The organism is Salipiger sp., assembly GCF_059781815.1.
The window spans coordinates 1-21,249 of sequence record NZ_JBYNAH010000032.1; the positions used below are offsets into that span (position 1 = coordinate 1).

16 protein-coding genes and 1 tRNA gene are annotated in these 21,249 nt (G+C 68.9%); 4 read left to right on the forward strand and 13 right to left on the reverse strand.

Annotated features, from left to right (window positions below; all coding sequences use genetic code 11):
* Positions 1 to 1,248, reverse strand: a 1,248-nt coding sequence (locus AC6RA4_RS05700; protein WP_500158267.1) for a phospholipase D family protein, incomplete at its 3' end; no start/stop codon positions are given.
* Between the two features lie 11 nt (positions 1,249 to 1,259).
* On the reverse strand, positions 1,260 to 2,807 hold the full coding sequence (gene murJ, locus AC6RA4_RS05705) for a murein biosynthesis integral membrane protein MurJ (RefSeq protein ID WP_500158269.1): 1,548 nt from the start codon (positions 2,805 to 2,807) through the stop codon (positions 1,260 to 1,262).
* A gap of 276 nt (positions 2,808 to 3,083) precedes the next feature.
* Here murJ and xylB point away from each other — a divergent pair, with 276 nt between their 5' ends.
* The gene (gene xylB, locus AC6RA4_RS05710) at positions 3,084 to 4,535 is read left to right on the forward strand and encodes a xylulokinase (protein ID WP_500158271.1); all 1,452 of its coding nucleotides are present in this window, start codon (positions 3,084 to 3,086) and stop codon (positions 4,533 to 4,535) included.
* A gap of 179 nt (positions 4,536 to 4,714) precedes the next feature.
* Here xylB and AC6RA4_RS05715 read toward each other — a convergent pair.
* Positions 4,715 to 4,790 (reverse strand) — tRNA-Ala (locus AC6RA4_RS05715).
* A gap of 101 nt (positions 4,791 to 4,891) precedes the next feature.
* Entirely contained in the window at positions 4,892 to 5,212 is a 321-nt protein-coding gene (locus tag AC6RA4_RS05720; protein WP_500158273.1) for a TIGR02300 family protein, read from the reverse strand.
* 107 nt (positions 5,213 to 5,319) lie between these two features.
* On the opposite strand from AC6RA4_RS05720, the gene AC6RA4_RS05725 reads away from it, so the two are divergent.
* The gene (locus AC6RA4_RS05725) at positions 5,320 to 6,012 is read left to right on the forward strand and encodes a M48 family metallopeptidase (RefSeq protein ID WP_500158275.1); all 693 of its coding nucleotides are present in this window, start codon (positions 5,320 to 5,322) and stop codon (positions 6,010 to 6,012) included.
* 60 nt (positions 6,013 to 6,072) lie between these two features.
* Entirely contained in the window at positions 6,073 to 6,723 is a 651-nt protein-coding gene (locus AC6RA4_RS05730; RefSeq protein ID WP_500158277.1) for a GntR family transcriptional regulator, read from the forward strand.
* A gap of 4 nt (positions 6,724 to 6,727) precedes the next feature.
* Here AC6RA4_RS05730 and AC6RA4_RS05735 read toward each other — a convergent pair whose 3' ends face one another.
* The 9 genes from AC6RA4_RS05735 to AC6RA4_RS05775 form a co-directional block, all read right to left on the reverse strand.
* Positions 6,728 to 7,960, reverse strand: a complete 1,233-nt coding sequence (locus AC6RA4_RS05735; protein WP_500158279.1) for an efflux RND transporter periplasmic adaptor subunit — start codon at positions 7,958 to 7,960, stop codon at positions 6,728 to 6,730.
* 4 nt (positions 7,961 to 7,964) lie between these two features.
* Entirely contained in the window at positions 7,965 to 10,328 is a 2,364-nt protein-coding gene (locus AC6RA4_RS05740; RefSeq protein ID WP_500158281.1) for an ABC transporter permease, read from the reverse strand.
* Positions 10,322 to 11,029, reverse strand: coding sequence for an ABC transporter ATP-binding protein (locus AC6RA4_RS05745; RefSeq protein WP_500158283.1), 708 nt, complete (start codon positions 11,027 to 11,029; stop codon positions 10,322 to 10,324). Before AC6RA4_RS05745 ends, AC6RA4_RS05740 begins: the two co-directional genes overlap by 7 nt.
* A gap of 59 nt (positions 11,030 to 11,088) precedes the next feature.
* A complete protein-coding gene (locus tag AC6RA4_RS05750) occupies positions 11,089 to 11,313 on the reverse strand; it encodes a formate dehydrogenase subunit delta (protein WP_500158285.1) in 225 nt (74 codons plus the stop codon).
* On the reverse strand, positions 11,303 to 12,121 hold the full coding sequence (fdhD, locus tag AC6RA4_RS05755; protein WP_500158287.1) for a formate dehydrogenase accessory sulfurtransferase FdhD: 819 nt from the start codon (positions 12,119 to 12,121) through the stop codon (positions 11,303 to 11,305). The genes AC6RA4_RS05750 and fdhD overlap by 11 nt, the downstream gene beginning before the upstream one ends.
* Positions 12,118 to 15,039, reverse strand: a complete 2,922-nt coding sequence (fdhF, locus tag AC6RA4_RS05760) for a formate dehydrogenase subunit alpha (protein ID WP_500158289.1) — start codon at positions 15,037 to 15,039, stop codon at positions 12,118 to 12,120. Before fdhF ends, fdhD begins: the two co-directional genes overlap by 4 nt.
* A gap of 118 nt (positions 15,040 to 15,157) precedes the next feature.
* Positions 15,158 to 16,678: a formate dehydrogenase beta subunit gene (locus AC6RA4_RS05765; RefSeq protein WP_500158292.1), complete on the reverse strand. Its 1,521-nt coding sequence runs from the start codon at positions 16,676 to 16,678 to the stop codon at positions 15,158 to 15,160.
* Positions 16,675 to 17,142 (reverse strand): formate dehydrogenase subunit gamma, encoded by a 468-nt coding sequence (locus AC6RA4_RS05770; RefSeq protein WP_500158294.1) that lies wholly within the window; start codon positions 17,140 to 17,142, stop codon positions 16,675 to 16,677. The genes AC6RA4_RS05765 and AC6RA4_RS05770 overlap by 4 nt, the downstream gene beginning before the upstream one ends.
* Before the next feature lie 93 nt (positions 17,143 to 17,235).
* Complete coding sequence (locus AC6RA4_RS05775; protein WP_500158296.1) at positions 17,236 to 18,126, reverse strand: LysR family transcriptional regulator; 891 nt, start codon at positions 18,124 to 18,126, stop codon at positions 17,236 to 17,238.
* A 239-nt stretch (positions 18,127 to 18,365) separates the two neighbouring features.
* Between AC6RA4_RS05775 and AC6RA4_RS05780 the strand changes: the two genes are divergently transcribed.
* Positions 18,366 to 21,248, forward strand: coding sequence for a monovalent cation/H+ antiporter subunit A (locus AC6RA4_RS05780; RefSeq protein WP_500158298.1), 2,883 nt, complete (start codon positions 18,366 to 18,368; stop codon positions 21,246 to 21,248).
* Position 21,249: the final 1 nt, after the last annotated feature.

Here is a 21,249-nt window from a genome sequence, read left to right on the forward strand (position 1 = left end):
AGCCTCGGTGTCCCAGCGCAGCGAGCGGCCGTTGAGATTGGCCGAGCCCACGAGCCCGACACGGTCATCGATCAGCGTCACCTTGGAATGCACGTAGATCGGCCCGGCCTTGAGCACATCGGCCTCGCCTTCCTTCGCGGGCCTGGACTGGCCGGGCGAGATCATTGCGAGGTTCTCGCCATAGGCGCGGGTCAGCCGGTGCGCGGCTTCGGTCTGAAGCCCGTGGCCGTGGCGCGCGTCCCAGCCCAGATCGCTGTTGAACAGCACACGCTCGGCGGCGGGCGGCAGGATGATCACCAGCTGCAGATCCGGCGCGCGCTCGGCCGCCTTGACCAGCGCGTCGACGATGGGGCGGTGACGGAGGAACTGGGTTTCGATGTAGATATGGTGCCGCGCCTCGCCGATCATCGCGATCAGCGCCTTCTCGTGGTCCTGCACCTTGGCGCGCGGCGCCAGACGCGCCGGGCCGGGGCAGGGCGAGGAAACGGTGCGGATCAGCCGAAGGTCGGCAGGCGGCTGCGGGCGGGTGCTGGTGTCCATGCGCTCGGCCTCGTCGCCGACGCAGGCCACGCCGCAATCGAGCGCGTCGTTCCACGTGTCCGAGAAATGGGTCCGCAGCGCGGCGGCGAAATCCGGGTCGTCGACCTGCATCGAGACGTCGTGCCACGTCTCTTCCGGAGCGCGGTCGTGCTCGTGGGTGTCGTAGCGGCGCTCGTTGATGTCGAGCCCGCCGATGATGCAGCGGGCATTGTCGGCAACGGCGAATTTCTGGTGGATGGTCACCGGGCGCAGCCGCGCCGGGCCCTTGAGCAGCGCCCTCTGCACCGGGGTTAGCTTACCGCTCTCCTCCGAGCGCAGCTTGTTCATCATCCGCGCGATGCGGCCGCGCATGAACAGCCGCCAGAGGGGGCCGGCCATCTGGCCGTGGGGCGCGCAGACGATCTGCACGTCGCCGCTCATCGCCGAGGCAAAGCCGGTGGCCGAGCTCCAGGCCAGCCGGTGCAGGTCCGAGGCGAAGATCGGGTCGAAATCCGACAGCACCATGCGGATGCGAACGCCGTTCTTCGAGAGTGCAGCCAGCAGATCGGCCCAGGTCTCGAGCCCGCGCTCGGTCAGCTCGGGGCTGCGCAGGCGGGTCTTGGGGTCGAGGATGCGGAACGACATGACCAGCTCGTCCCGCGCCGAGGCCGCGAGTTTCTCCAGAGCGGGAAAGCCTTCGGCGGCGGTGATCAGCGAGGTCAGGGTCATATTTGTCCGTATCAAGTCCGTTTGCGTCTGAGAGCCGCCTTGAAGTCCGACAGCCGGAAGGCGCCCAGGAGCTGCCCCGCCACCCCGTAGGAGACCATCCCCACGACCAGCAGCACAAGCAGCGCCGGGTAGCGCCAGTAGTCCCTGTTGAGCAACGGGTCGAGCAGCAGATAGGTTCCCCACAGAATCGCGCCCATCACCAGCGAGGCGGCGAGGATGCCCCAGATGCGCTTGCGAAAGCGGCTGTCGAAGCGGGCGGTGTCGCCGATGCGGCGGCCGCCGAGGCCCAGCATCAGCACCATGACCCAGCCGGCGACGGTGGTGGCGATGGCCGGGGCGATCCAGCCGATCAGCGGCGCGAGCCCCACCGCGATCACCGCGTTGACCGCCATCGACCAGAGCGCGTAGCGAAACGGCGTGCGGGTGTCCTCGCGGGCGAAGAACAGCGGCTGCAGCACCTTCTGCAGCACGAAGGCCGGCAGGCCGAGCCCGTAGATGGCCACCGCCAGCGCGATGGCGGCGCTGTCATCGGCCGAGGTCGCGCCGCGCTCGAACAGCACCGAGACCATCGGCAGCGGAATCACCATCAGCGCCACTGCCGCCGGGATCGTCAGCGCCAGCGCCATCTCTCCGGCGCGGGAAAAGGCGTGGCGGGCGCCATCGTCGTCCTCGGCCTTGAGCCGGCGCGACAGGTCCGGCAGCAGCACGATGCCCACTGCGATGCCGACCACGCCCAGCGGCAGCTGGTAGAGCCGGTCGGCGGCGTAGAGCCAGCCCACCGCCTTTTCGAACTGCGAGGCGACCTGCTGGCCGACCAGCAGGTTGATCTGCATGACCCCGCCGGCCAGCGCCGCCGGCACGGCGACGCGTACCAGCCGCTTCATGTCGGGGGTCAGTCGCGGCATCCCCGGGCGCACCGTCACCCCGGCGCGCTCGGCGGCCACCCAGACCAGCGCCAGCTGCGCGATGCCGGCAAAGGGGATGGTCCAAACCAGCCATTGGATGACGTCGCCGCCGATCACTGCGCCCGCGACCATGGCCATGATCACGAAGATGTTGAGCAGCACCGGCGCGGCGGCGGCGGCGGCGAAGTGGCCGGTCGCGTTCAGCGCGCCGGAGAACAGCGCCGCCAGCGAGATAAACAGGATGTAGGGAAAGATGATCCGGCCATAGCCCACGGTGAGCGCAAAGCGCTCATCCCCGGCGAAGCCGCCGGCGGTGGCCCAGACCAGCGCCGGCATGAAGATCAGCGCCAGCGCGCTCAGGATCAGCAGCACGAAGGCCAGCCCGTTCAGGGCGTCGCGGGCAAAGCGCAGCGGGTCTTCCTCGCCCTCGTATTTCTTCGAGAAGATCGGCACGAAGGCGGCGTTGAAGGCCCCCTCGGCAAAGAACCGGCGGAACATGTTGGGCAGGCGAAAGGCCGCGACGAAGGCGTCCATCACCGGGCCGGGGCCGATATAGGCGAGGATCAGGATCTCGCGGGTGACGCCGAGCACCCGGCTGGCCAGTGTCCAGAAGCCGACGGTGAGGATGCCCGAGATCAGGCGGATGGGTTTCATGTCTGCTCGCGCCCTCGCATGGCCGCTCGTCCGCGTCGGCCTTTGCCAATGGGTAGCCGATCGGGCCGGGTGGAGGAAGGGGAAGATATCGCAGCCGCGAAACGGGGCATGGGGTGATAGCGCCAACGCCGAGCGCGCATCGCCGCTTGACCAGCGCTACCAACGGCGGGCAGAACTCCGCGGGAAGGTGGGCGCCGCCGTGGCGCAGGCATGAAGACCGGATCAGGGGCAGGGCGGGCTCGTCCAGCGGGGACCGTCCGGCGGAAGGGAGAGTGCATGGCTTATCTTGGCATCGATCTGGGCACCTCGGGGCTGCGCGCCCTGCTGGTGAGCGACACCGGTGCGCCGCTGGGGTCGACCGAGCGGCATTACAGCGCCGCGCATCCGCAATCCGGCTGGTCCGAGCAGGACCCCGCCGACTGGGTCGCGGCGCTCGAAGCGGCGGCAGAGGAGTTGCGCGCGGCGCATCCCGAGTTCGCCGGGCTCAAGGGGATCGGCATTGCCGGGCACATGCACGGCGCGACGCTGCTCGATGCGGCGGGCGCGGTGATCCGGCCCTGCATTCTCTGGAACGACACCCGAAGCCACGCCGAGGCGGCGCGGCTCGATGCCACCGAGGGCGTGCGCGCGCTCTCGGGCAACATCGTGTTTCCGGGCTTCACCGCGCCCAAGCTCGACTGGGTGCGCGGCCATGAGCCGGAGAATTTCGCCCGTATCGACAAGGTGCTGCTGCCCACCGCCTATCTCAACCACTACCTCACCGGCGAGCATTTCGCCGACATGTCCGACAGCGCTGGCACCTCCTGGCTCGACACCGGCGCGCGCGACTGGTCAAAGACGCTGCTCGAGGCCGGGCACATGCGCCGCGAGCAGATGCCGCGGCTGGTCGAAGGCTGCGAGGCCGGCGGCACGCTGCGCCCGGATCTGGCGGCGCGCTGGGGGGTGAGTCCTTCGGTGGTGGTGGCCGGCGGCGCCGGCGACAACGCCGCCGCGGCCTGTGGCATCGGCACGATGAACGAAGGGCAGGGCTTTGCCTCTCTGGGCACCTCGGGGGTGCTGCTGGCGGCGCGCGACGGCTATCATCCGGCGCCCGAGACCGCGCTGCACACCTTCTGTCACGCGGTGCCCGCGCGCTGGTATCAGATGGGGGTGATGCTCTCAGCCACCGATAGTCTGAACTGGCTGGCGCGGATCACCGGCGCCAAACCGGCCGAGCTCACCGCGCCGCTGGGCGAGACCCTGCAGGCGCCGGGGCGTGTGCGCTTCCTGCCCTATCTCTCGGGCGAGCGCACGCCGCATAACGACGCCGAGATTCGCGGCAGCTTCACCGGGCTCGGTGCCGACACCACCCGCGACGACATGGCCCGCGCCGTGCTCGAGGGCGTGGCCTTCGGGCTGCGCGACAGCCAGGCGGCGCTCGGCGCCACCGGGCTGCGGCTCGAGCGTCTGATGGCGATCGGCGGCGGGGCGCGCTCGCGCTACTGGCTGAAGCTCATCGCCACGGCGCTCGACGTGACGCTCGAGCTGCCCGCGGGCGGCGAGTTCGGCGCGGCGCTTGGCGCGGCCCGGCTTGGCATGGTGGCCTCGGGCGGCGCCAGTGTCGGAGAGGTCATGACCCCGCCCGCGATCAGCGAGGAGATCGCGCCGGAGCGGGCGCTGGTCCCGGCCTTTGACGAGGCCTACGCGCGCTTCCGCGCGGCCTATGGCCCGACCCGCGAGATCCAGTAGGGCAGGGCCGGCTCAGTCGGGCAGGCGCGTGGCGGCCAGCGGCCGGTGCGCGTCTGCGGGGCTTGGATCGCAGGGGCAAAGCCACAGGAATCCTGAGCGACCGGGCGCAATTCGAGCGGCTGAGATCCGCGAATTCTGACTTGATGGGAAGGGTCCTCGTTCGGGGTCGAAGGAGGATTTGGTGGAGCCTAGGGGGATCGAACCCCTGACCTCTTGCATGCCATGCAAGCGCTCTCCCAGCTGAGCTAAGGCCCCATCTTGTGTGACGCTGTCGGCGTCGTGCGGCGTGATCTACGCAAAGCCGCGGGCGGGTTCAAGGGAAAAAATCACCGCCCGCGACGAAAATTTTTCGGGCCTCAGCTCTCGTCGTCGTCGCTGGCCACATCGGTGATGTCGTCGAGCGAGACGTTGTCGTCATCGTCGTCCTCGAGCACATCATCATCGTCGAGATCGACCTCGACATCATCATCCAGCAGGTCATCGCTGTCGTCGGCCTCGGGGTCGGGCTTGCGCTTGGCGCCATCGGCCGCGTCCGCGACGAGCATCGCGCGCTTGCCGGTATCCAGCTCGAGAACCTCGCCCGTGTAGGGGCTGACGATCGGGTCCTTGTTCAGGTCATAGAAACGCTTGCCGGTGGTCGGGCACACGCGCTTCGTACCCCATTCTTCCTTGGGCATGGGAGATCCCTTTCATCCTGTCCGGTCATGTCGACAATCCGCGCCCTCTGCCATATCAGGGAGGCGGTGTCAAAGGCTTTGGCCGTATTGCATCCGAGGCAGAGCATATGGGGCAGATCACACTTCCTGGCAACCCGCCGATCGCGGTGACCCTGCGCCGTTCGGCGCAGGCGCGGCGCCTGTCGCTGCGGCTCAGCCAGATCGACGGGCGGGTGACGCTGACGCTGCCGCGCCGGGTGCCCGAGCGCGAGGCGGTGGGCTTCCTGCGCGAGAAGGAAGCGTGGCTGCGCGGCCATCTCGAGGCGCGTGGCGAGGATGCGCCGGTGTGCCTCGGCGCGGCGCTGCCCATCGAGGGGGTGATGCGCGAGATCCGCCCCGCGACAGGGCGCACCGTGATGTTGGGCGAGGCCCATGTCGAGGTGCCGGGTCCCGAAGAGCGGGTCGCGGCGCGGCTGCAGGGCTGGCTGCGCACGCTGGCGCGCGAGCGGCTGGCCGAGGCCTCGGACCGCTACGCCGCAAAGCTCGGGCGGCCCTATACGCGCCTCACCCTGCGCGACACCCGTTCGCGCTGGGGCTCCTGCACCTCCGAAGGCGCGTTGATGTATTCCTGGCGGCTGATCCTCGCGCCGCGGGACGTGCTCGATTACGTTGCCGCCCACGAGGTCGCGCATCTGGCCGAGATGAACCACTCCAAGGCGTTCTGGGACACGGTCGAGGCGCTCTACGGCGACTGGCGCCCGCAGCGGCGCTGGCTGCATGACGAGGGCGGCGGCCTGCACCGCTACCGCTTCGGCGATTGAGAACGGCGCGTCACGCGGGCGATTGACGGCGGCCCGGTTTGTGATCACATTGCACGGATCATGACCCCAGCCGCTCGCCCCACCGACATCGCCTCTTCCGCCCACGACCGCGTCTATCGCGGCTTGCGCACCCGCATCATGCTGGGTCAGATCGCGCCCGGAGAGGCGTTGACCCTGCGCGGCATCGGCAAGGAGTTCGAGGTCTCGATGACCCCGGCGCGCGAAGCGGTGCGGCGGCTGGTGGCCGAGGGGGCGCTCAGCATGTCGTCCTCGGGCCGGGTGCAGACGCCGGAGCTGTCGAATGAGCGCATCGAGGAGCTGGCGGCGCTGCGCTCGTTGATCGAGGTCGAGCTTGCCTCGCGGGCGCTGCCGCGCGCCCACATGGCGCTGATCGACCGGCTCCAGACCATCAACGGCACCATCTCCGAGGTGGTGCGCGACCGTGACGCGGTGGGCTATATTCGCGCCAATCTCGAGTTCCACCGAACCCTCTACCTGCGCGCGCAGGCGCCCGCGATGCTGGCCATGGCCGAGACCGTCTGGCTGCAGCTCGGCCCAACCATGCGGGCGCTCTATGGCCGGTTGCGCCGCTCCGAGGCACCGCAGTTCCACCGCCTGATCATCGCAGCCCTCAAGGCCGGCGACGAGCCGGGGCTGCGGCTCGCGGTGCGTTCGGACGTGACGCAGGGCCTGAAGATGCTGGCGAGCTGAGGGCTCACTCGGCGGTGCGGGGCGCGATGCGCGCGCCGTCAGCGAGATCGGCGGCGGGGTAGAGCACCACTTGGTCGCCCTCCTCCAGCCCCGAGAGCACCTGCGCGGCGGTGCCATTCCCCGGCCCCAGATCGACCGGCACCTGCTCGGCCCGCCCGTCGCGGGCGCGCAGCACCGCCCAGCCTCCATCCTGACGGAAGAGCGCGCTTTGCGGCACCTGCAGCGTGTCGGCCTCTTCCCAGACCACGATCCGGGTCACCACCCGGTAGCCATGCCCGAGCGCTGCGCGGTCCTCGGCGCGGCCGGTGAAGCGCACCGTGACCTCGACGCGCTGCTCCTCGACGCCGAGCGCCGAGACCTTGGTGATGCCCTGCGGCGCGATCCGGGTGACCTCGCCATCGAGAACCGCATCGCCGCCCCAGTCGTCGATCATCACCCGGTCGCCAAGGCTGACCTGCACCGCGTCGGACGAGATCAGCTCGACCACGATCTCGAGATCGGTCTCGATATCGCCGATCTCGAGCACCGCGCTGCCGGCGCCGAGGATGGTCTCGCTCTGTTGCAGCACCTGCAGGATGCGCCCCGAGATCGGCGCCACCAGCGAGATGTCATTCGCGTGGTTGCCTGCCACCGCCGCCGCCAGCCCGAGATCCTCGAAGCTGATGAGCTGGGCGCGGGCATTGGCGAGTTCGGCCTCGCGCATCGCTACCGCCGCCTTCGCGGTCTCGAGCTGGGCCGTGGCCGAGCGCGCTGCCGAGCGCGCCCGGTCGAGCGTCGCCGTGCTGACCGCGCCGCGCGCCGCCAGCGCCTCGCTGCGCTGGAAATCGGCCTCGGTGAGATCGGCATTGGCGGCGGCGGCGTTGACCTCGGCCTCGGCCACCTTGAGCGCCGCCTTGGCAGCGTCGAGCAGCGCCATCGCCTGTTCGCGGGTGCGGATATCGAGCGCGTCGGGGTTCACCGGGCGCATATGCGCGACGGTCTGGCCCTGCTCCACGGCGTCGCCCGCGATCGCACCGACCCTGAGCAGGCGCCCCGCCACCGGGGTCGATACGACATAGACGTCATGCACCTGCGTGCGGCCCTCCTCGTCGATGGTCACGGTGAGCGGCCCGCGCGAGACCTCGCCCAGATCGACCAGCGCCGGGCGCGGCCAGAACGCCGCCGTGAGCGCGCCGCCGAGCAGCAGCAGGATCAGGCTCCACAGGATCAGGCGGGTGCGGTTGCGGGTGTCTGCCATGTCATCAATCCCGTGTCTTGAGCGCTGCGACCAGGTCGGCCCGGTCGACATCGCGTTTCACCAGAAGCCCCGAGACCAGCGCGCCGCCGATCACCACCAGCGCGGCGCTGCCGATGGTGGTGGTGTGTAACACAACCGGGATGTTGTAGATATGGGTGGAATAGGCCGCGGCCAGCAGGTAGGAGAGCCCGGCGCCGAGCGCGGCGCCGAGCGGCAGGGCGAGCAGGGTGACGATGCCGAGCTCTCCCAGCAGCACATAGGCCGCCTCGCCGCGCGAAAAGCCGATTACCCGCAGCGAGGCGAGATCGCGCAGCCGCTCGGCCAGCGCGATGCGGGCGGCGTTGTAGACGATGCCGAAGGTGATCACGAAGGCGATGGCCGACATGATGAACCGGGTCCAGCCGGCGCCCTGATCCATCAGCTCCTCGAAGGCCTCGCGCGATTCGTGCTTCAGGCTCACCCCGGCCACCGTCGGCAGGTCCTTGAGCCAGACATAGACCGCACCCGCCTCGGCCTCGTCGAGCAGCAGCGCCGCGCCCGAGACGCGGCCCGGCTCGCCGAGCGCGCGGTTGAGCCCGTCCAGCGCCATGTAGGCAGGCGCGCCCAGCACCGTGTCGGAGATCGCCGCGACCGGCAGCGCGAGCACCGGCTGCGCCCCCTCGCGCACCTCGACCGTGAGGCTTTGGCCGACCGCGAGGTCGAGCTTGCTGGCCAGCGCCCGGCTCAGCACGAGCCCCTCGTCGCGCATCGGGATCGGCGCGAGGCCCGGCGTCAGGGCGCGGTAGAGCACCGGGTCATGGGGCAGGGCGGTGATGCTGCCGCGATGGCTCTGCCGCCCGTTGCGCAGGATCACCGGCACGTCGCGGCGGCCCTCGACGCGGGTGATGCCGGGATGGCTCTGCAGCTCGAACAGCACCTTGTCGGAGACCGCGTGGGTGAAGGTGACCTGGGCCTCGGAGCGGTCCATCACCTCGAAGCTGAGCTCGATGGCATGGGCGAAACCGGCGTGGATGGTGATCATCCCGACCGAGAGCGCCATGCCGCAGGTGATGCCGACGATGGCGCCGGCCATGCGGAAGGGGGTGCGCGTGAAGCGCCGCAGCACCATGCGCGAGGGCTGGTCGAGCCAGGCAGTGAGACCGCGCCAGCGCCCGGCGCTGGCGTAGTCGGCCGGGGCCGGCGGGCGCATCGCCTCGGCCGGGTCGAGCGCGAAGATCCGGCGCAGCACGATGGCACCGCCGGCGGTGGCCGCCAGAACGCTCACCGCGATGCCGATGGCGAAGGCCGCCGGCTCGAGCCGGAAGACAAGGAAGGGGAACTTGAAGAACTGGAGGTAGAGCCCGACCATGGCGCGCCCCGCCGCCACCCCCAGCAGGCAGCCCAGGAGCGCGCCCAGGAGCGCGATGGCCAGCACCAGCTTGAGGTAATGCAGTCCGATCTCGCCCGAGCGGTAGCCGAAGGCCTTCAGCAGGCCGATCTCCTCGCGCTCGGCCTGCACCATGCGGGCGATGACGATGTTGAGCAGGAAGGCCGCCACCGCCATGAAGATCGGCGGGATGGCGCGGGCGCTGTCGCGCAGCCCGTCGATCTCTTCCGAGACAAAGCGGTTGGAGAACATGTCCTCCCGGCCATAGGAGCCGGTTGCGCCGTAGCGATCGAGCAGGCGGTCGACGGCATCGAGCACCGGCTGCTCCTCGGCGCCGCGCGCCAGCCCGACCAGCGCCTGGTTGAAGGCGCCGCTCATGTCGAAGGCGGCCTCCATCGCGGCGGGCGACAGCCAGAGTACGCCAAAGCGGCTGTCATCGGGCACCATCTCGCCCGGCGCGGCGGTGTAGAGGAACTCCGGCGCGCGGGCGAGGCCGGTGATGCGGAACTCGCGGAGCGCGCCATTCATGGTCGCGCTGAGCGTGTCGCCGGGCCGCAGCCCGTGGGCGGCGGCGAAGCTGTCGAGCAGCACCGCCTCGTCGGGGCGTCCGCGCTCGAAGAGCCGCCCGGCCTCGAGCCGGATCGCGTTGAGCGCTGTGTCGCCCTCGTAGGGCAGCGACAGCGCCTGGGCCTGCAGCGGCACCGCCTGCCCGGGCAGGTCGATCAGCGCCGCGCCGCTGACCCGTCCCTCGACCGCGCCGACGCCCTCGAGCGCCGCGATCTGGTGCAGCACGTGGTTCGGCGCGCGGGTCACAGGGGCCACCACGTCGGCCAGCCGGTAGCGCTCGTAATAGCCGCGGCGCGTCTCGTCGAGCGAGCTCACCAGCCCCGACATCATCACCTGCATCATCACGCCGAGCGCCATGACGACGGCGATGGCCAGCGCCTGCCCCTTCATCCGCCACAGGTCGCGGATCAGCTTGCGATCAAGCGGCCCTACCATTCGATCTCCTCCGCGCGGAGCTTGCTGGCGTTGGTCTCGACCGAGCGGATGGCGCCATCGGCAAAGCGGATCACCCGGTCGGCCATGGCGGCGGTGGCGGCGGCGTGGGTGACGATGAGCACCGTGGTGCCGAGGCTCTGGTTGAGATGCTGCAGCACGCCCAGCACCTCGCGCCCGGTGGAGCTGTCGAGCGCGCCGGTGGGCTCGTCGCAGAGCAGCACGTCGGGCTGCTTGGCCACGGCGCGGGCGATGGCGACGCGCTGCTGCTCGCCGCCAGACATCTGGCTCGGGAAATGGCCGCGCCGGCCCTCGAGTCCCACCAGCGCCAGCGCCTCCGCCGGCGTCATCGGGTTGCGGGCGATCTCGGTCACCAGCTCGACATTCTCCTCGGCGGTGAGCGAGGGCATGAGGTTGTAGAACTGGAAGATGAAGCCCAGATGATCGCGCCGGTAGCGGGTCAGCTGGCGGTCGCTCATCGCGGTCAGCTCGTGCTCGCGAAACCACGCTTGCCCCGAGCTTGGCCGGTCGAGCCCGCCGAGGATGTTGAGCAAGGTTGACTTGCCGCTGCCCGAGGGCCCGAGCAGCACCACGACCTCGCCCGCGGGCAATTCGAGATCGACCCCGCGCAGCGCGTGCACCGCCGAGGCTCCCTCACCATAGGTGCGTGTCAGGGCGTCCGCGCGATACGCGAGATCGGCCATGGCTCTCCCTCCATGGCCGCGAGTCTAGCGGCTTCGCGCTGGCTGTGTCTTGCGCCGGATCAAGCTTTCTCGGCCGGTGCGCGGATTTCCGGCACGGCCTCGATCACCAGCTTGTGCAGCCCGGCGCCGCCGGTCTCGACATAGTCGAGCAGCTGGGCGCGCATACGGGGCTCCCAGAAATCGTTGATGTGGTTCGCCACGCCGGAGGCTCCGTCATCGCCGGGCTGGGTGGCGAAGAAGGTGGCGATCTGGTTGGCCATCATGACCATCTTTTCAGGCGACATGGGATGCTCCATCGACGATGCGCTCGGGCGCGGCGTAAAGATCGAAGCCGCCGCCGCGGGCAAAGGCGGCGAGGGTGAGCCGGGCCTCCTCGGCCATGCTCAGCGCCAGCGCGGTGGGGGCGGAGACGGCGATCAGGATCGGACAGCGGGCCAGCACGGTCTTCTGCACCATGTCGACCGAGACGCGGCTGGTCAGCACCATCGCGCCCTCGGAGGCATCGACATCCTGCCGCGCCAGCGCGCCGATGAGCTTGTCGAGCGCGTTGTGCCGCCCGACATCCTCGCGCGCCATGACGATGCCCTTGCCCGGCAGCAGGAAGCCCGCTGCGTGCACGGCGCGGGTCTGGTCGTGCAGCGGCTGGTGGGCGCGCAGCTCGTCGGTGGCGCGCGCCACCTCGGCGCGGGTGAGGCTGGGGCCGCCCTTGGGCAGCTTTGGCAAGGGGCGCAGCGCCTGATCGAGGCTGTCGATGCCGCAGAGCCCGCAGCCCGTCGGCCCCATCATGGTGCGCTGGCGTTCCTTGAGCGCGCGCCCGCGCTCCTCGCGCAGCCAGAACCGCGCCTCGATGCCGCGCGCATGGGTCACCGCCTCAAACTCGGCCACTTCGCCCGGGTGCGCGATGATGCCCTCGCTCAGCGCGAAGCCATAGGCGAAATCGGCGATGTCATCCGGCGTAGCCATCATGACGGCCTGCGTGGTGCCGTCGAACACCATCGCCACCGGCACCTCCTCGGGCAGGGAGCGCACGATCGAGCGCGTCCCCTCGCGATGCACCGCCACCCCGGGCCTGCTGGCGCTCAGCCGGCTCATTCCGCCGCCGGAAGGATGCGCCGCGAGCGTTCGGCCTGCGCGGCGTAATCCTCCTGCCAGTCGGTGGGGCCGTTGCTGGGCGAGACCTGCACCGCGGTCACCTTGTATTCCGGGCAATTGGTTGCCCAGTCGGAATAATCGGTGGTGACCACGTTGGCCTGCGTGTCAGGGTGGTGGAAGGTGGTATAGACCACGCCCGGGCTCATCTTGTCTGTGACCTTGGCCTTCAGCGTTGTCTCGCCCGAGCGGCTCGCCAGCTTGATCCAGTCGCCATCCTTGAGGCCGCGGTTCTCGGCATCGTGGGGGTGGATCTCGAGCAGGTCCTGCTCGTGCCAGACGCTGTTGGCGGTGCGCCTCGTCTGGGCGCCCACGTTGTATTGCGACAGGATCCGGCCGGTGGTCAGCAGCAGCGGGAAACGCGGGCCCGAGCGTTCGTCGGTGGCCACGTATTCGGTGACGATGAACCGCCCCTTGCCGCGCACGAAGCCATCCACGTGCATCATCGGCGTGCCCTCGGGATGCTCCTCATTGCAGGGCCACTGCACCGAGCCCTTCTCCTCGAGCAGCGCATAGGTCACGCCGGCAAAGCTCGGCGTGGTGGCGGCGATCTCGGCCATGATCTGCTCGGGATGGGTATAGGCCCAGCCCGCGCCCATGGCGTTGGCGAGCATCTGGGTCACTTCCCAGTCCTCGTAGCCGTTCTTCGGCGCCATCACCTTGCGCACACGGTTGATGCGGCGCTCGGCATTGGTGAAGGTGCCGTTCTTCTCGAGGAAGGACGAGCCCGGCAGGAAGACATGGGCGTAGTTCGCGGTCTCGTTGAGGAAGAGGTCATGCACGATGACACACTCCATCGCCGCGAGCCCGGCCGCCACGTGGCGGGTGTCGGGATCCGATTGCAGAATGTCCTCGCCCTGGCAGTAGAGCCCCTTGAAGGTGCCCTCGACCGCGGCGTCGAGCATGTTGGGGATGCGCAGGCCGGGCTCGGGGTCGATCTCCACGCCCCAGGCGTCCTCAAAGACCTTGCGCACCTCGGGCAGCTTGACATGGCGATAGCCCGGCAGCTCGTGCGGGAAGGAGCCCATGTCGCAGGAGCCCTGCACGTTGTTCTGACCGCGCAGCGGGTTCACGCCCACGCCTTCGCGACCGATATTGCCGGTCATCATCGCGAGGTTGGCCAGCGACATGACGGTGGTCGAGCCTTGGGAATGCTCGGTGACGCCCAGCCCGTAATAGATCGCGCCGTTGCCGCCGGTGGCAAAGAGGCGCGCCGCCGCCCGCAGCTCCTGCGCATTGACACCGGTGAGCAGCGCGGTGCTCTCGGGGGCGTGGCGCTTGTCGGAGACGAACTCGGCAAAGGCCTGGAACTCGTCCCAGTCGCAGCGCTCGCGGATGAAGGCCTCGTCGTAGAGCCCTTCGGTGACGATGACATGCGCCAGCGCGGTGACCACGGCCACGTTGGTGCCCGGGGTCAGCGGCAGGTGATGCGCCGCCTCGATATGGGCGGATTTCACCATGTCGATGCGGCGCGGGTCGATGACGATGAGCTTGGCGCCCTGGCGCAGCCGCTTCTTCAGCCGCGAGGCAAAGACCGGGTGGCCATCGGTCGGGTTGGCGCCGATGACCAGCGCCACGTCGACCTTCTCGACGCTGTCGAAATCCTGCGTGCCGGCGGAGGTGCCGAAGGTCTGGCCGAGGCCGTAACCGGTGGGCGAGTGGCAGACCCGCGCGCAGGTGTCGGTGTTGTTGTTGAGGAAGACCGCCCGGGTGAGCTTCTGCACGAGGAAGGTCTCCTCGTTGGTGCAGCGGCTCGAGGTGATGACGCCGAGGCTGCGGCGGCCGTATTTTTCCCGGATGCCGGTCATCTTCTCGGCGGCGAAGGCCAGCGCCTCGGGCCAGCTCACCTCGCGCCACGGCTCGTCGATGCTGTCGCGGATCATCGGGCTGAGGATGCGGTCCGGGTGCTCGGCATAGCCATAGGCGAAGCGGCCCTTGACGCAGCTGTGCCCGCGGTTGGCCTTGCCGTGCTTCCACGGCGTCATGCGCACCAGCTGGTCGCCGTTGAGTTCGGCCTTGAACGAGCACCCGACACCGCAATAGGCGCAGGTGGTGACGACCTCGCGGTCGGGCGTGCCAAGCTCGGCAACGCTCTTCTCCTGCAGCGTGGCGGTGGGGCAGGCCTGCACGCAGGCGCCGCAGCTGACGCAATCCGAGCTGAGGAAATCGTCGCCCGCCGCACCGGCCGAGACCCGGCTCTCGAAGCCGCGGCCCTCAATGGTCAGCGCGAATGTCCCCTGCACCTCCTCGCAGGCGCGAACACAGCGCGAGCAGACGATGCACTTGGAGGGATCGTAGGTGAAATACGGGTTGCTCTCATCTTTTGCGATGTAGCGCGGGTTGGCCTCGCCCACGGGCAGCCGCAGCCGCGCCTCCGCCTGGCTGCGGGCGCCGGTGCCGGAGGGATCATAGTGGTTCTCGCCGGGCGTGTAGCGGACGTCGCGCAGGCCGACCATGCCGGCCATATCCTGCAGCTCGCAATCGCCGTTGGCGGCGCAGGTCAGGCAGTCGAGCGGGTGATCCGAGACATAGAGTTCCATCACCCCCTTGCGGATCTTCTTCACCTTGGAGGACTGTGTGTGCACCTTCATCCCCGCCGCCACCGGCGTGGTGCAGGAGGCAGGCAACCCGCGCCGCCCCTCGATCTCCACGACGCAGAGCCGGCACGAGCCAAACGCCTCCACCGAGTCGGTGGCGCAGAGCTTCGGAACCTTGATCCCGGCCTCCATCGCGGCGCGCATCACCGATGTCCCCGCGGGGACGGTGACGGCGATCCCGTCGATGGTCAGATGCACCGGCTTGCCCGATTTTGCGGGCGTGCCCATGTCCCGGTCGTCCCAGGGAATGATGAAGTCCTTCATCTCAACGCCTCCCGCATCTTCTTTGGTTCAAAAATACCTCGGGGGGTTCGGGGGGCTGGCCCCCCGACCGGTCGTCTTGCCGCAGGCAAGGCGAAACCCGTCACGCCACCGTGCCCCGTCATTCCGCCGCTTCCCGGACCGCCCCGAACTCCTCCGGGAACAGCCGCAGCGCCGACATCACCGGGTAGGGCGTGAAGCCTCCCAGCGCGCAGAGCGAGCCGTCCTGCATGGTCTCGCAGAGATCGGTGAGCAGCGGGATCGCCCCGGCGTCGCCGGCGGCGATGCGGTCCAGCGTCTCGACGCCGCGCACCGCGCCGATGCGGCAGGGGGTGCATTTGCCGCAGCTCTCCACGGCGCAGAACTCCATGGCAAACCGCGCCATGCCCAGCATGTCGGCGCTGTCGTCGAACACCACGAGCCCGGCATGGCCGATCAGCGCGCCCTGGCCGTCGAACTCCTCGTAGCCAAAGGGCGTGTCGAACTGCTCCGGGCTGAGATAGGCGCCGAGCGGGCCGCCGACCTGCACCGCCTTGACCGCGCGGCCCGAAGCGGTGCCGCCGCCCAAGTCCTCGACGATCTGGCCAAGGCTCATGCCGAAGGCGGTCTCGAAGAGGCCGCCATGGCGGACATTGCCAGCGATCTGCAGCGGAATTGTGCCCTTGGAGCGCCCTAGGCCAAAATTGGCGTAGTGCTCGGCGCCCTTCTCGAAGATCACCGGCACGGTGGCGAGCGAGATGACGTTGTTGACGACGGTGGGCTTGCCGAAGGCGCCCTCGAGCGCCGGCAGCGGCGGCTTGGCGCGGACCACGCCGCGCTTGCCCTCGAGCGAGTTCAAGAGCGAGGTCTCCTCGCCGCAGACATAGGCCCCGGCGCCGACGCGCACCTCCATGTCGAAGGCGTGGCCCGATCCCAGCACGTCCGGGCCCAGCACGCCCGCGGCGCGGGCGATCTCGATGGCGCGGCTCAGCACCGCGATGGCATCGGGATATTCCGAGCGCAGGTAGACGAAGCCCTTCTCGGCGTGGCAGCCGATGCCGGCGATCGCCATGCCCTCGATCAGGCAGAACGGGTCGCCCTCGATGATCATGCGGTCGGCGAAGGTGCCGCTGTCACCCTCGTCGGCGTTGCAGACGATGTACTTGCGGTCCGCATGGGCCATGCGAACGGTGTCCCACTTGATGCCGGTCGGGAAGCCCGCCCCGCCGCGACCGCGCAGGCCCGAGAGCTTGACCTCGTCGATGATCTCCTCGGCCTTCATGCCGATGGCGCGGCGCAGGCCCGCGAGGCCGCCATGGGCCTCGTACTGCGGGAGCGACAGCGGATCGGTGAGGCCGCAGCGGGCAAAGGTCAGCCGGGTCTGGCGCTTCATCCAGTCGAGCTCTTCGGTCAGCCCGAGCGCCTTCTCGTGGCCGTCCTCGAACAGCGCCGAGACATCCGCCGGGGTCATCGGACCATAGGCCATGCGGCCCTCGGGCGTTTCGACCTCGACCAGCGGCTCGAGCCAGATCATCCCGCGCGAGCCGTTGCGCGCGATCTCGATCTCGATGCCGCGCGTCTCGGCCTCGGCACGGATCGCCGCGACCACATCCTCGGCGCCAAGCGCCTTGGCGGCGCTGTCCATGGGAACCCAGATCTTCATGCCGCACCCTCCAGCTCGGCGTCGATGCGGGCGGCGTCGGCCCGGGCGATGAGCCGGTCGCCGACCATCGCGGCGGGCGCGCAGGCGCAGAGACCGAGGCAATAGACCGCCTCCACCGTCACCCGCCCGTCGGGCGTGGTGCCGCCCCAGCCGATGCCGAGCTTGCCCAGCACCGCCTCGGAGAGCGCATTCGCGCCCATCGACTGGCAGGCCTCGGCGCGGCAGATCTTGACCACGTGGCGGCCGGCGGGGGCCTTGCGGAAATCGTGGTAGAACGACATCACCCCGTGCACCTCGGCGCGGCTCAGGTTCAGCGTCTCGGCGATCAGCGGCAGCGCCGCCTCGGGGACGTGCCCGCAGGCGTCCTGAATGGCGTGCAGGATCGGCAGCAGAGGCCCTTCGAGGTGCATCTGCGCGTCGATCAGGGCCTGCAGCTCTTCCGATGTCGGGTGCGAGTGGCGCATTCGGGCTTCTCCTCCCATGGATTTCAACGGTTTTGCCAGATCCATGATTTATGAATCAATATCGCTGTTCCGTCAGTTGATAGCCTTTAGCTATCAAAATGCGGGCCGCGTCAGCCCCTCCGCCTCGTCGAGAAGCGCTTGCAGAACGGGGGTATAGGGCTCCTGATGCGGCGCGATCAGCCCGACGCCCGGGGCGGCGCCCTCGCTCTTGAGCGGCACCACCGCCAGCGGCTTGCCCTCGCAGAGGAACCGCGCGAGATCGTCGGGCAGGATGGTGACCCAGTCGCCGTGCAGGACGTTGGCCACCAGCACCACTGTCGAGTTCGATTCGATCAGCGCCGCCGGGCCGATCCCGGCCTCCATGAAATGGCGGTTGATGATGCGGCGGTTCTGCATGTCCGGCGTCAGCAGGCAGAGCCGCGCCGCGCCAAGCGCCTCCCAGCCGATCGGGCCGCCTTTGGCGAAGGGATGATCGGGGCGGCAGACCAGCGTGTAGCTCTCGGCATAGAGCGGGCGGGTGGTGACCCGTCCCAGCGGCTCGTTGTCGAGATAGGTGATGCCGACATCGATCTCGAGATCGTCGAGCAGCGACAGGATCTCGGCCGAGGCGCGCGACAGCACCGTGAAGCTGACATTCGGATGCCGCGCGGTGAATCCGGTGACCAGCCGCGAGGCCCATGTCAGCGCCGTGGGGATCACCGCCAGCCGCAGGTTGCCCGCGAGTCCCTCGCGCGAGGCGCGCATCTCGTCGCGCAGCCGCCGTGTGTCGCCGACGATCTGCCGGGCGCGGATCAGAGCGCGCTGGCCCTCGGGGGTCAGCCCGCCGAACCGCGAGCCGCGGCTGACCAGCTTGACCCCGAGCTGTTCCTCGAGCTGGCGGATGCCGGTGGAGAGCGAGGGCTGGGTGATGCCGAGGCTCTCGGCGGCCCGGCCGAAATGCTGCTCGCGCGCGAGGGCAATGAGCATTTCGAGCTTGGCGATCATGATTTTCTATCGAAAAGGCGCATCGTGATACCTTGTCGCAAATGAGCCTGGGTGGCAATCACGCAGAGGCGCGGTTCGTCAAGCGAAACAATCGCCAATTCCGGGCGCCGCAAGGGGCGATTTTTGTGCGCAAATATTGAATAGTGGGAAAGAATACCTACTAAAAGTACGACAATAATCGCGAACGCACCCCGTCATCGGTCCGCAGAGGCCCCGGCGGAGAAGACGAAGGAACAGGGATGGTTTCAGGCAGCGGACTTTTGGCCGTCATGGTATTGTTGCCCTTTATCGGCGCCTTGGTGCCGGGGCTGATGATCCGTGCGGGGCGCGATGCTTGCGCCACGTTCACCGCCGTTCCAACCCTGTTGGCACTGGTCTTCCTTGGCGTGCTGGCCCCCGAGGTCATGCAGGGCGGCACCGTCACCGCCCGCATCGAGTGGCTTCCGATGCTCGGGCTGAACGCGAATTTCTTCCTCGACGGTCTGGGGCTGCTGTTTGCCGGGATGATCCTCGGCATGGGGCTGCTGATCACGCTTTATGCCCGGTTCTACCTCTCGGGCGACGATCCGATGGGGCAGTTCTACACCTACCTGCTGCTGTTTCAGGGCGCGATGCTCGGCATCTCGGTGTCCGACAACATCCTGCTGCTGCTGGTGTTCTGGGAGCTGACCTCGCTGTCGTCCTTCCTGCTGATCGGCTACTGGAAGCACTTGCCCGAGGGCCGTCAGGGCGCCCGCATGGCGCTGACGGTCACCGGGGCAGGGGGCCTCGCGATGATCGCGGGGATGCTGATCCTTGGCAATATCGTCGGCAGCTATGACCTGACGGTGATCCTGCAGCATGGCGACGAGATCCGCGCCTCGGACGCTTACCTGCCGGCGCTGATCCTGATCCTGCTCGGTGCCTTCACCAAGTCGGCGCAGTTCCCGTTCCATTTCTGGCTGCCACACGCCATGGCGGCGCCGACGCCGGTCTCGGCCTACCTGCACTCGGCGACGATGGTGAAGGCAGGCGTGTTCCTGATGGCGCGCATGTGGCCCGCGCTCGCGGGCACCGATGCGTGGTTCTACATCGTCTCGACCGTGGGTCTGATCACCATGGTGATCGGCGCGCTGATCGCGCTCTTCAAGGACGATCTCAAGGCGCTGCTGGCCTTTTCGACCGTGAGCCACCTTGGCCTGCTGACCATGCTGCTGGGCTTCGGCACGCCGATGGCGGCGACGGTGGCGGTGTTCCACATCCTCAACCACCTGACCTTCAAGGCGGCGCTGTTCATGAGCGCCGGCATCGTCGATCACGAGACCCATACCCGCGACATCAAGCGCCTCGGCGGGCTTGCGAGCCTGATGCCCGCGACGGCGCTGATCGCCGTGGTGGCGGCGCTGTCGATGGCGGGCATTCCGCCGCTCAACGGCTTCATGTCGAAGGAGCTGATGCTGGAAGAGGCCGCGCATACCGACTGGTGGGGCGGCGAGTGGCCGATCATCATCCTTGCCACCACCGGCGCGCTGCTCTCGGTGGCCTATTCCTTCCGCTTCATCGGTCACACCTTCTTTGGCCCGGTGCGCGACGACTACCCGCATCACCCGCACGACCCGCCCACCGGCATGCTGCTGGCCCCGGCCTTCCTCTCGGCGATGGTGGTGCTGATCGGCCTCTTCCCGATGGTCTTTGCCGGACCCATCGTCGACGTCGCAAGTGCGGCGGTCACCGGGGGCACGGCCGAGCACGTGCATCTCAAGCTCTGGCACGGCGTGACGCCGGCGCTCTTCATGTCGATCATCGCGGTGGCCGGCGGGGCCTTCCTGCTCTACCTGCACCGCCCGCTCGACCGCGCCTGGCAGCGCGCGCCGCGCCCCGAGGCCAAGGCGATGTTCGACTGGGTGATGGCCCGTGTCGCCGTGGCCTCGCGCTGGCTGGTCGAGGTCAGCCATAACGGCGCCATCAGCCGCTATCTGGCGATCTTCGTGGTCGCCACGGTGCTGCTGGGCTTTGCCGCCTATCAGGGCGGGGGCACCCAGGCGCCGACGCGCGAGTTGCTCCCCGTCCCGCCGCTGGTGGCCGTGGGCTTCGTGCTGACCATGCTGGCGACGCTGGCAACGGTGTTTGCCCACCGCAACCGCTTCCGGACCCTGATCCTGGTGAGCGTGGTCGGCCTCATGGTCTCGGCGGGCTTCGTCTACCTCTCGGCGCCGGATCTCGCGCTGACCCAGATCTCGGTCGACACCGTGACGGTGATGCTGATGCTCCTGGCGCTGCACTTCCTGCCCAAGTACACGCCGCTCGAGAGTCCGCTTTCGATGCGCATCCGTGACGGTGTGATCGCCGTGGTGGCGGGGGCCGCGGTCGCGGCGCTGGCCTACAGCTTCATGCTGACCGACGTGAGTTCGATCTCGGACTACCATCTTGCCAACTCCTACAAAGGCGGCGGCGGCACCAACGTGGTGAACGTGATCCTCGTCGACTTCCGGGGCTATGACACCTACGGCGAGATCGTGGTGCTCGGCATCGCCGGCCTGACGCTCTACGCGCTGATGGAGGCGCTGCTCAACGGTCCGGCCTCGCGCCGCCTGCGCAACTGGACCTTCCCGCCCGACCGCTCGCGCGACCGGCACCCGCTGATGATGGTGGTTGCGACCCGCGTGATGATGCCGATCGCGGCTCTGGTCGGCGTCTACATCTTCCTGCGCGGCCACAACCTGCCCGGCGGCGGCTTCGTCTCGGGGCTGGTGATCTCGATCGCGCTGCTGATGCAGTACATGGCCTCGGGCTTTGCCTGGACGCAGGAGCGCAAGCGCTTCGAGTATCACGCGATGATCGGCTGGGGCGTCATCATCGCCGGGCTGACCGGCGCCGGCGCCTGGCTTGCCGGGGCGCCGTTCCTGACCAGCGCTTTCGGCTATTTCACCATCCCGCCCTTCGAGGAGTTCGAGCTGGCCACCGCCATGCTGTTCGACCTTGGCGTGTTCCTGACCGTGCTCGGGGCGGTGATGCTGATGCTCTACAGCCTGTCGCGGATGGCGCGCTACGCCGGCGAGACGGTGAACCTGGAGCCGATGGATTACGACCCCTCGCGGCGCGTCGACGCCGCAGTAGAGGCCGACAAGAAGGACGAGCAGTAAC

What these genes read in the sequence shown, in the direction of transcription:
- AC6RA4_RS05770 (WP_500158294.1), bottom strand. Translation starts at nt 17,142, where the DNA reads ATGCGCCACTCGCACCCGACATCGGAAGAGCTGCAGGCCCTGATCGAC.
- AC6RA4_RS05740 (WP_500158281.1), bottom strand. Translation starts at nt 10,328, where the DNA reads ATGGTAGGGCCGCTTGATCGCAAGCTGATCCGCGACCTGTGGCGGATG.
- fdhF (WP_500158289.1), bottom strand. Translation starts at nt 15,039, where the DNA reads ATGAAGGACTTCATCATTCCCTGGGACGACCGGGACATGGGCACGCCC.
- AC6RA4_RS05735 (WP_500158279.1), bottom strand. Translation starts at nt 7,960, where the DNA reads ATGGCAGACACCCGCAACCGCACCCGCCTGATCCTGTGGAGCCTGATC.
- AC6RA4_RS05745 (WP_500158283.1), bottom strand. Translation starts at nt 11,029, where the DNA reads ATGGCCGATCTCGCGTATCGCGCGGACGCCCTGACACGCACCTATGGT.
- AC6RA4_RS05765 (WP_500158292.1), bottom strand. Translation starts at nt 16,678, where the DNA reads ATGAAGATCTGGGTTCCCATGGACAGCGCCGCCAAGGCGCTTGGCGCC.
- AC6RA4_RS05725 (WP_500158275.1), top strand. Translation starts at nt 5,320, where the DNA reads ATGGGGCAGATCACACTTCCTGGCAACCCGCCGATCGCGGTGACCCTG.
- AC6RA4_RS05720 (WP_500158273.1), bottom strand. Translation starts at nt 5,212, where the DNA reads ATGCCCAAGGAAGAATGGGGTACGAAGCGCGTGTGCCCGACCACCGGC.
- AC6RA4_RS05730 (WP_500158277.1), top strand. Translation starts at nt 6,073, where the DNA reads ATGACCCCAGCCGCTCGCCCCACCGACATCGCCTCTTCCGCCCACGAC.
- fdhD (WP_500158287.1), bottom strand. Translation starts at nt 12,121, where the DNA reads ATGAGCCGGCTGAGCGCCAGCAGGCCCGGGGTGGCGGTGCATCGCGAG.
- AC6RA4_RS05780 (WP_500158298.1), top strand. Translation starts at nt 18,366, where the DNA reads ATGGTTTCAGGCAGCGGACTTTTGGCCGTCATGGTATTGTTGCCCTTT.
- AC6RA4_RS05750 (WP_500158285.1), bottom strand. Translation starts at nt 11,313, where the DNA reads ATGTCGCCTGAAAAGATGGTCATGATGGCCAACCAGATCGCCACCTTC.
- AC6RA4_RS05775 (WP_500158296.1), bottom strand. Translation starts at nt 18,126, where the DNA reads ATGATCGCCAAGCTCGAAATGCTCATTGCCCTCGCGCGCGAGCAGCAT.
- xylB (WP_500158271.1), top strand. Translation starts at nt 3,084, where the DNA reads ATGGCTTATCTTGGCATCGATCTGGGCACCTCGGGGCTGCGCGCCCTG.
- murJ (WP_500158269.1), bottom strand. Translation starts at nt 2,807, where the DNA reads ATGAAACCCATCCGCCTGATCTCGGGCATCCTCACCGTCGGCTTCTGG.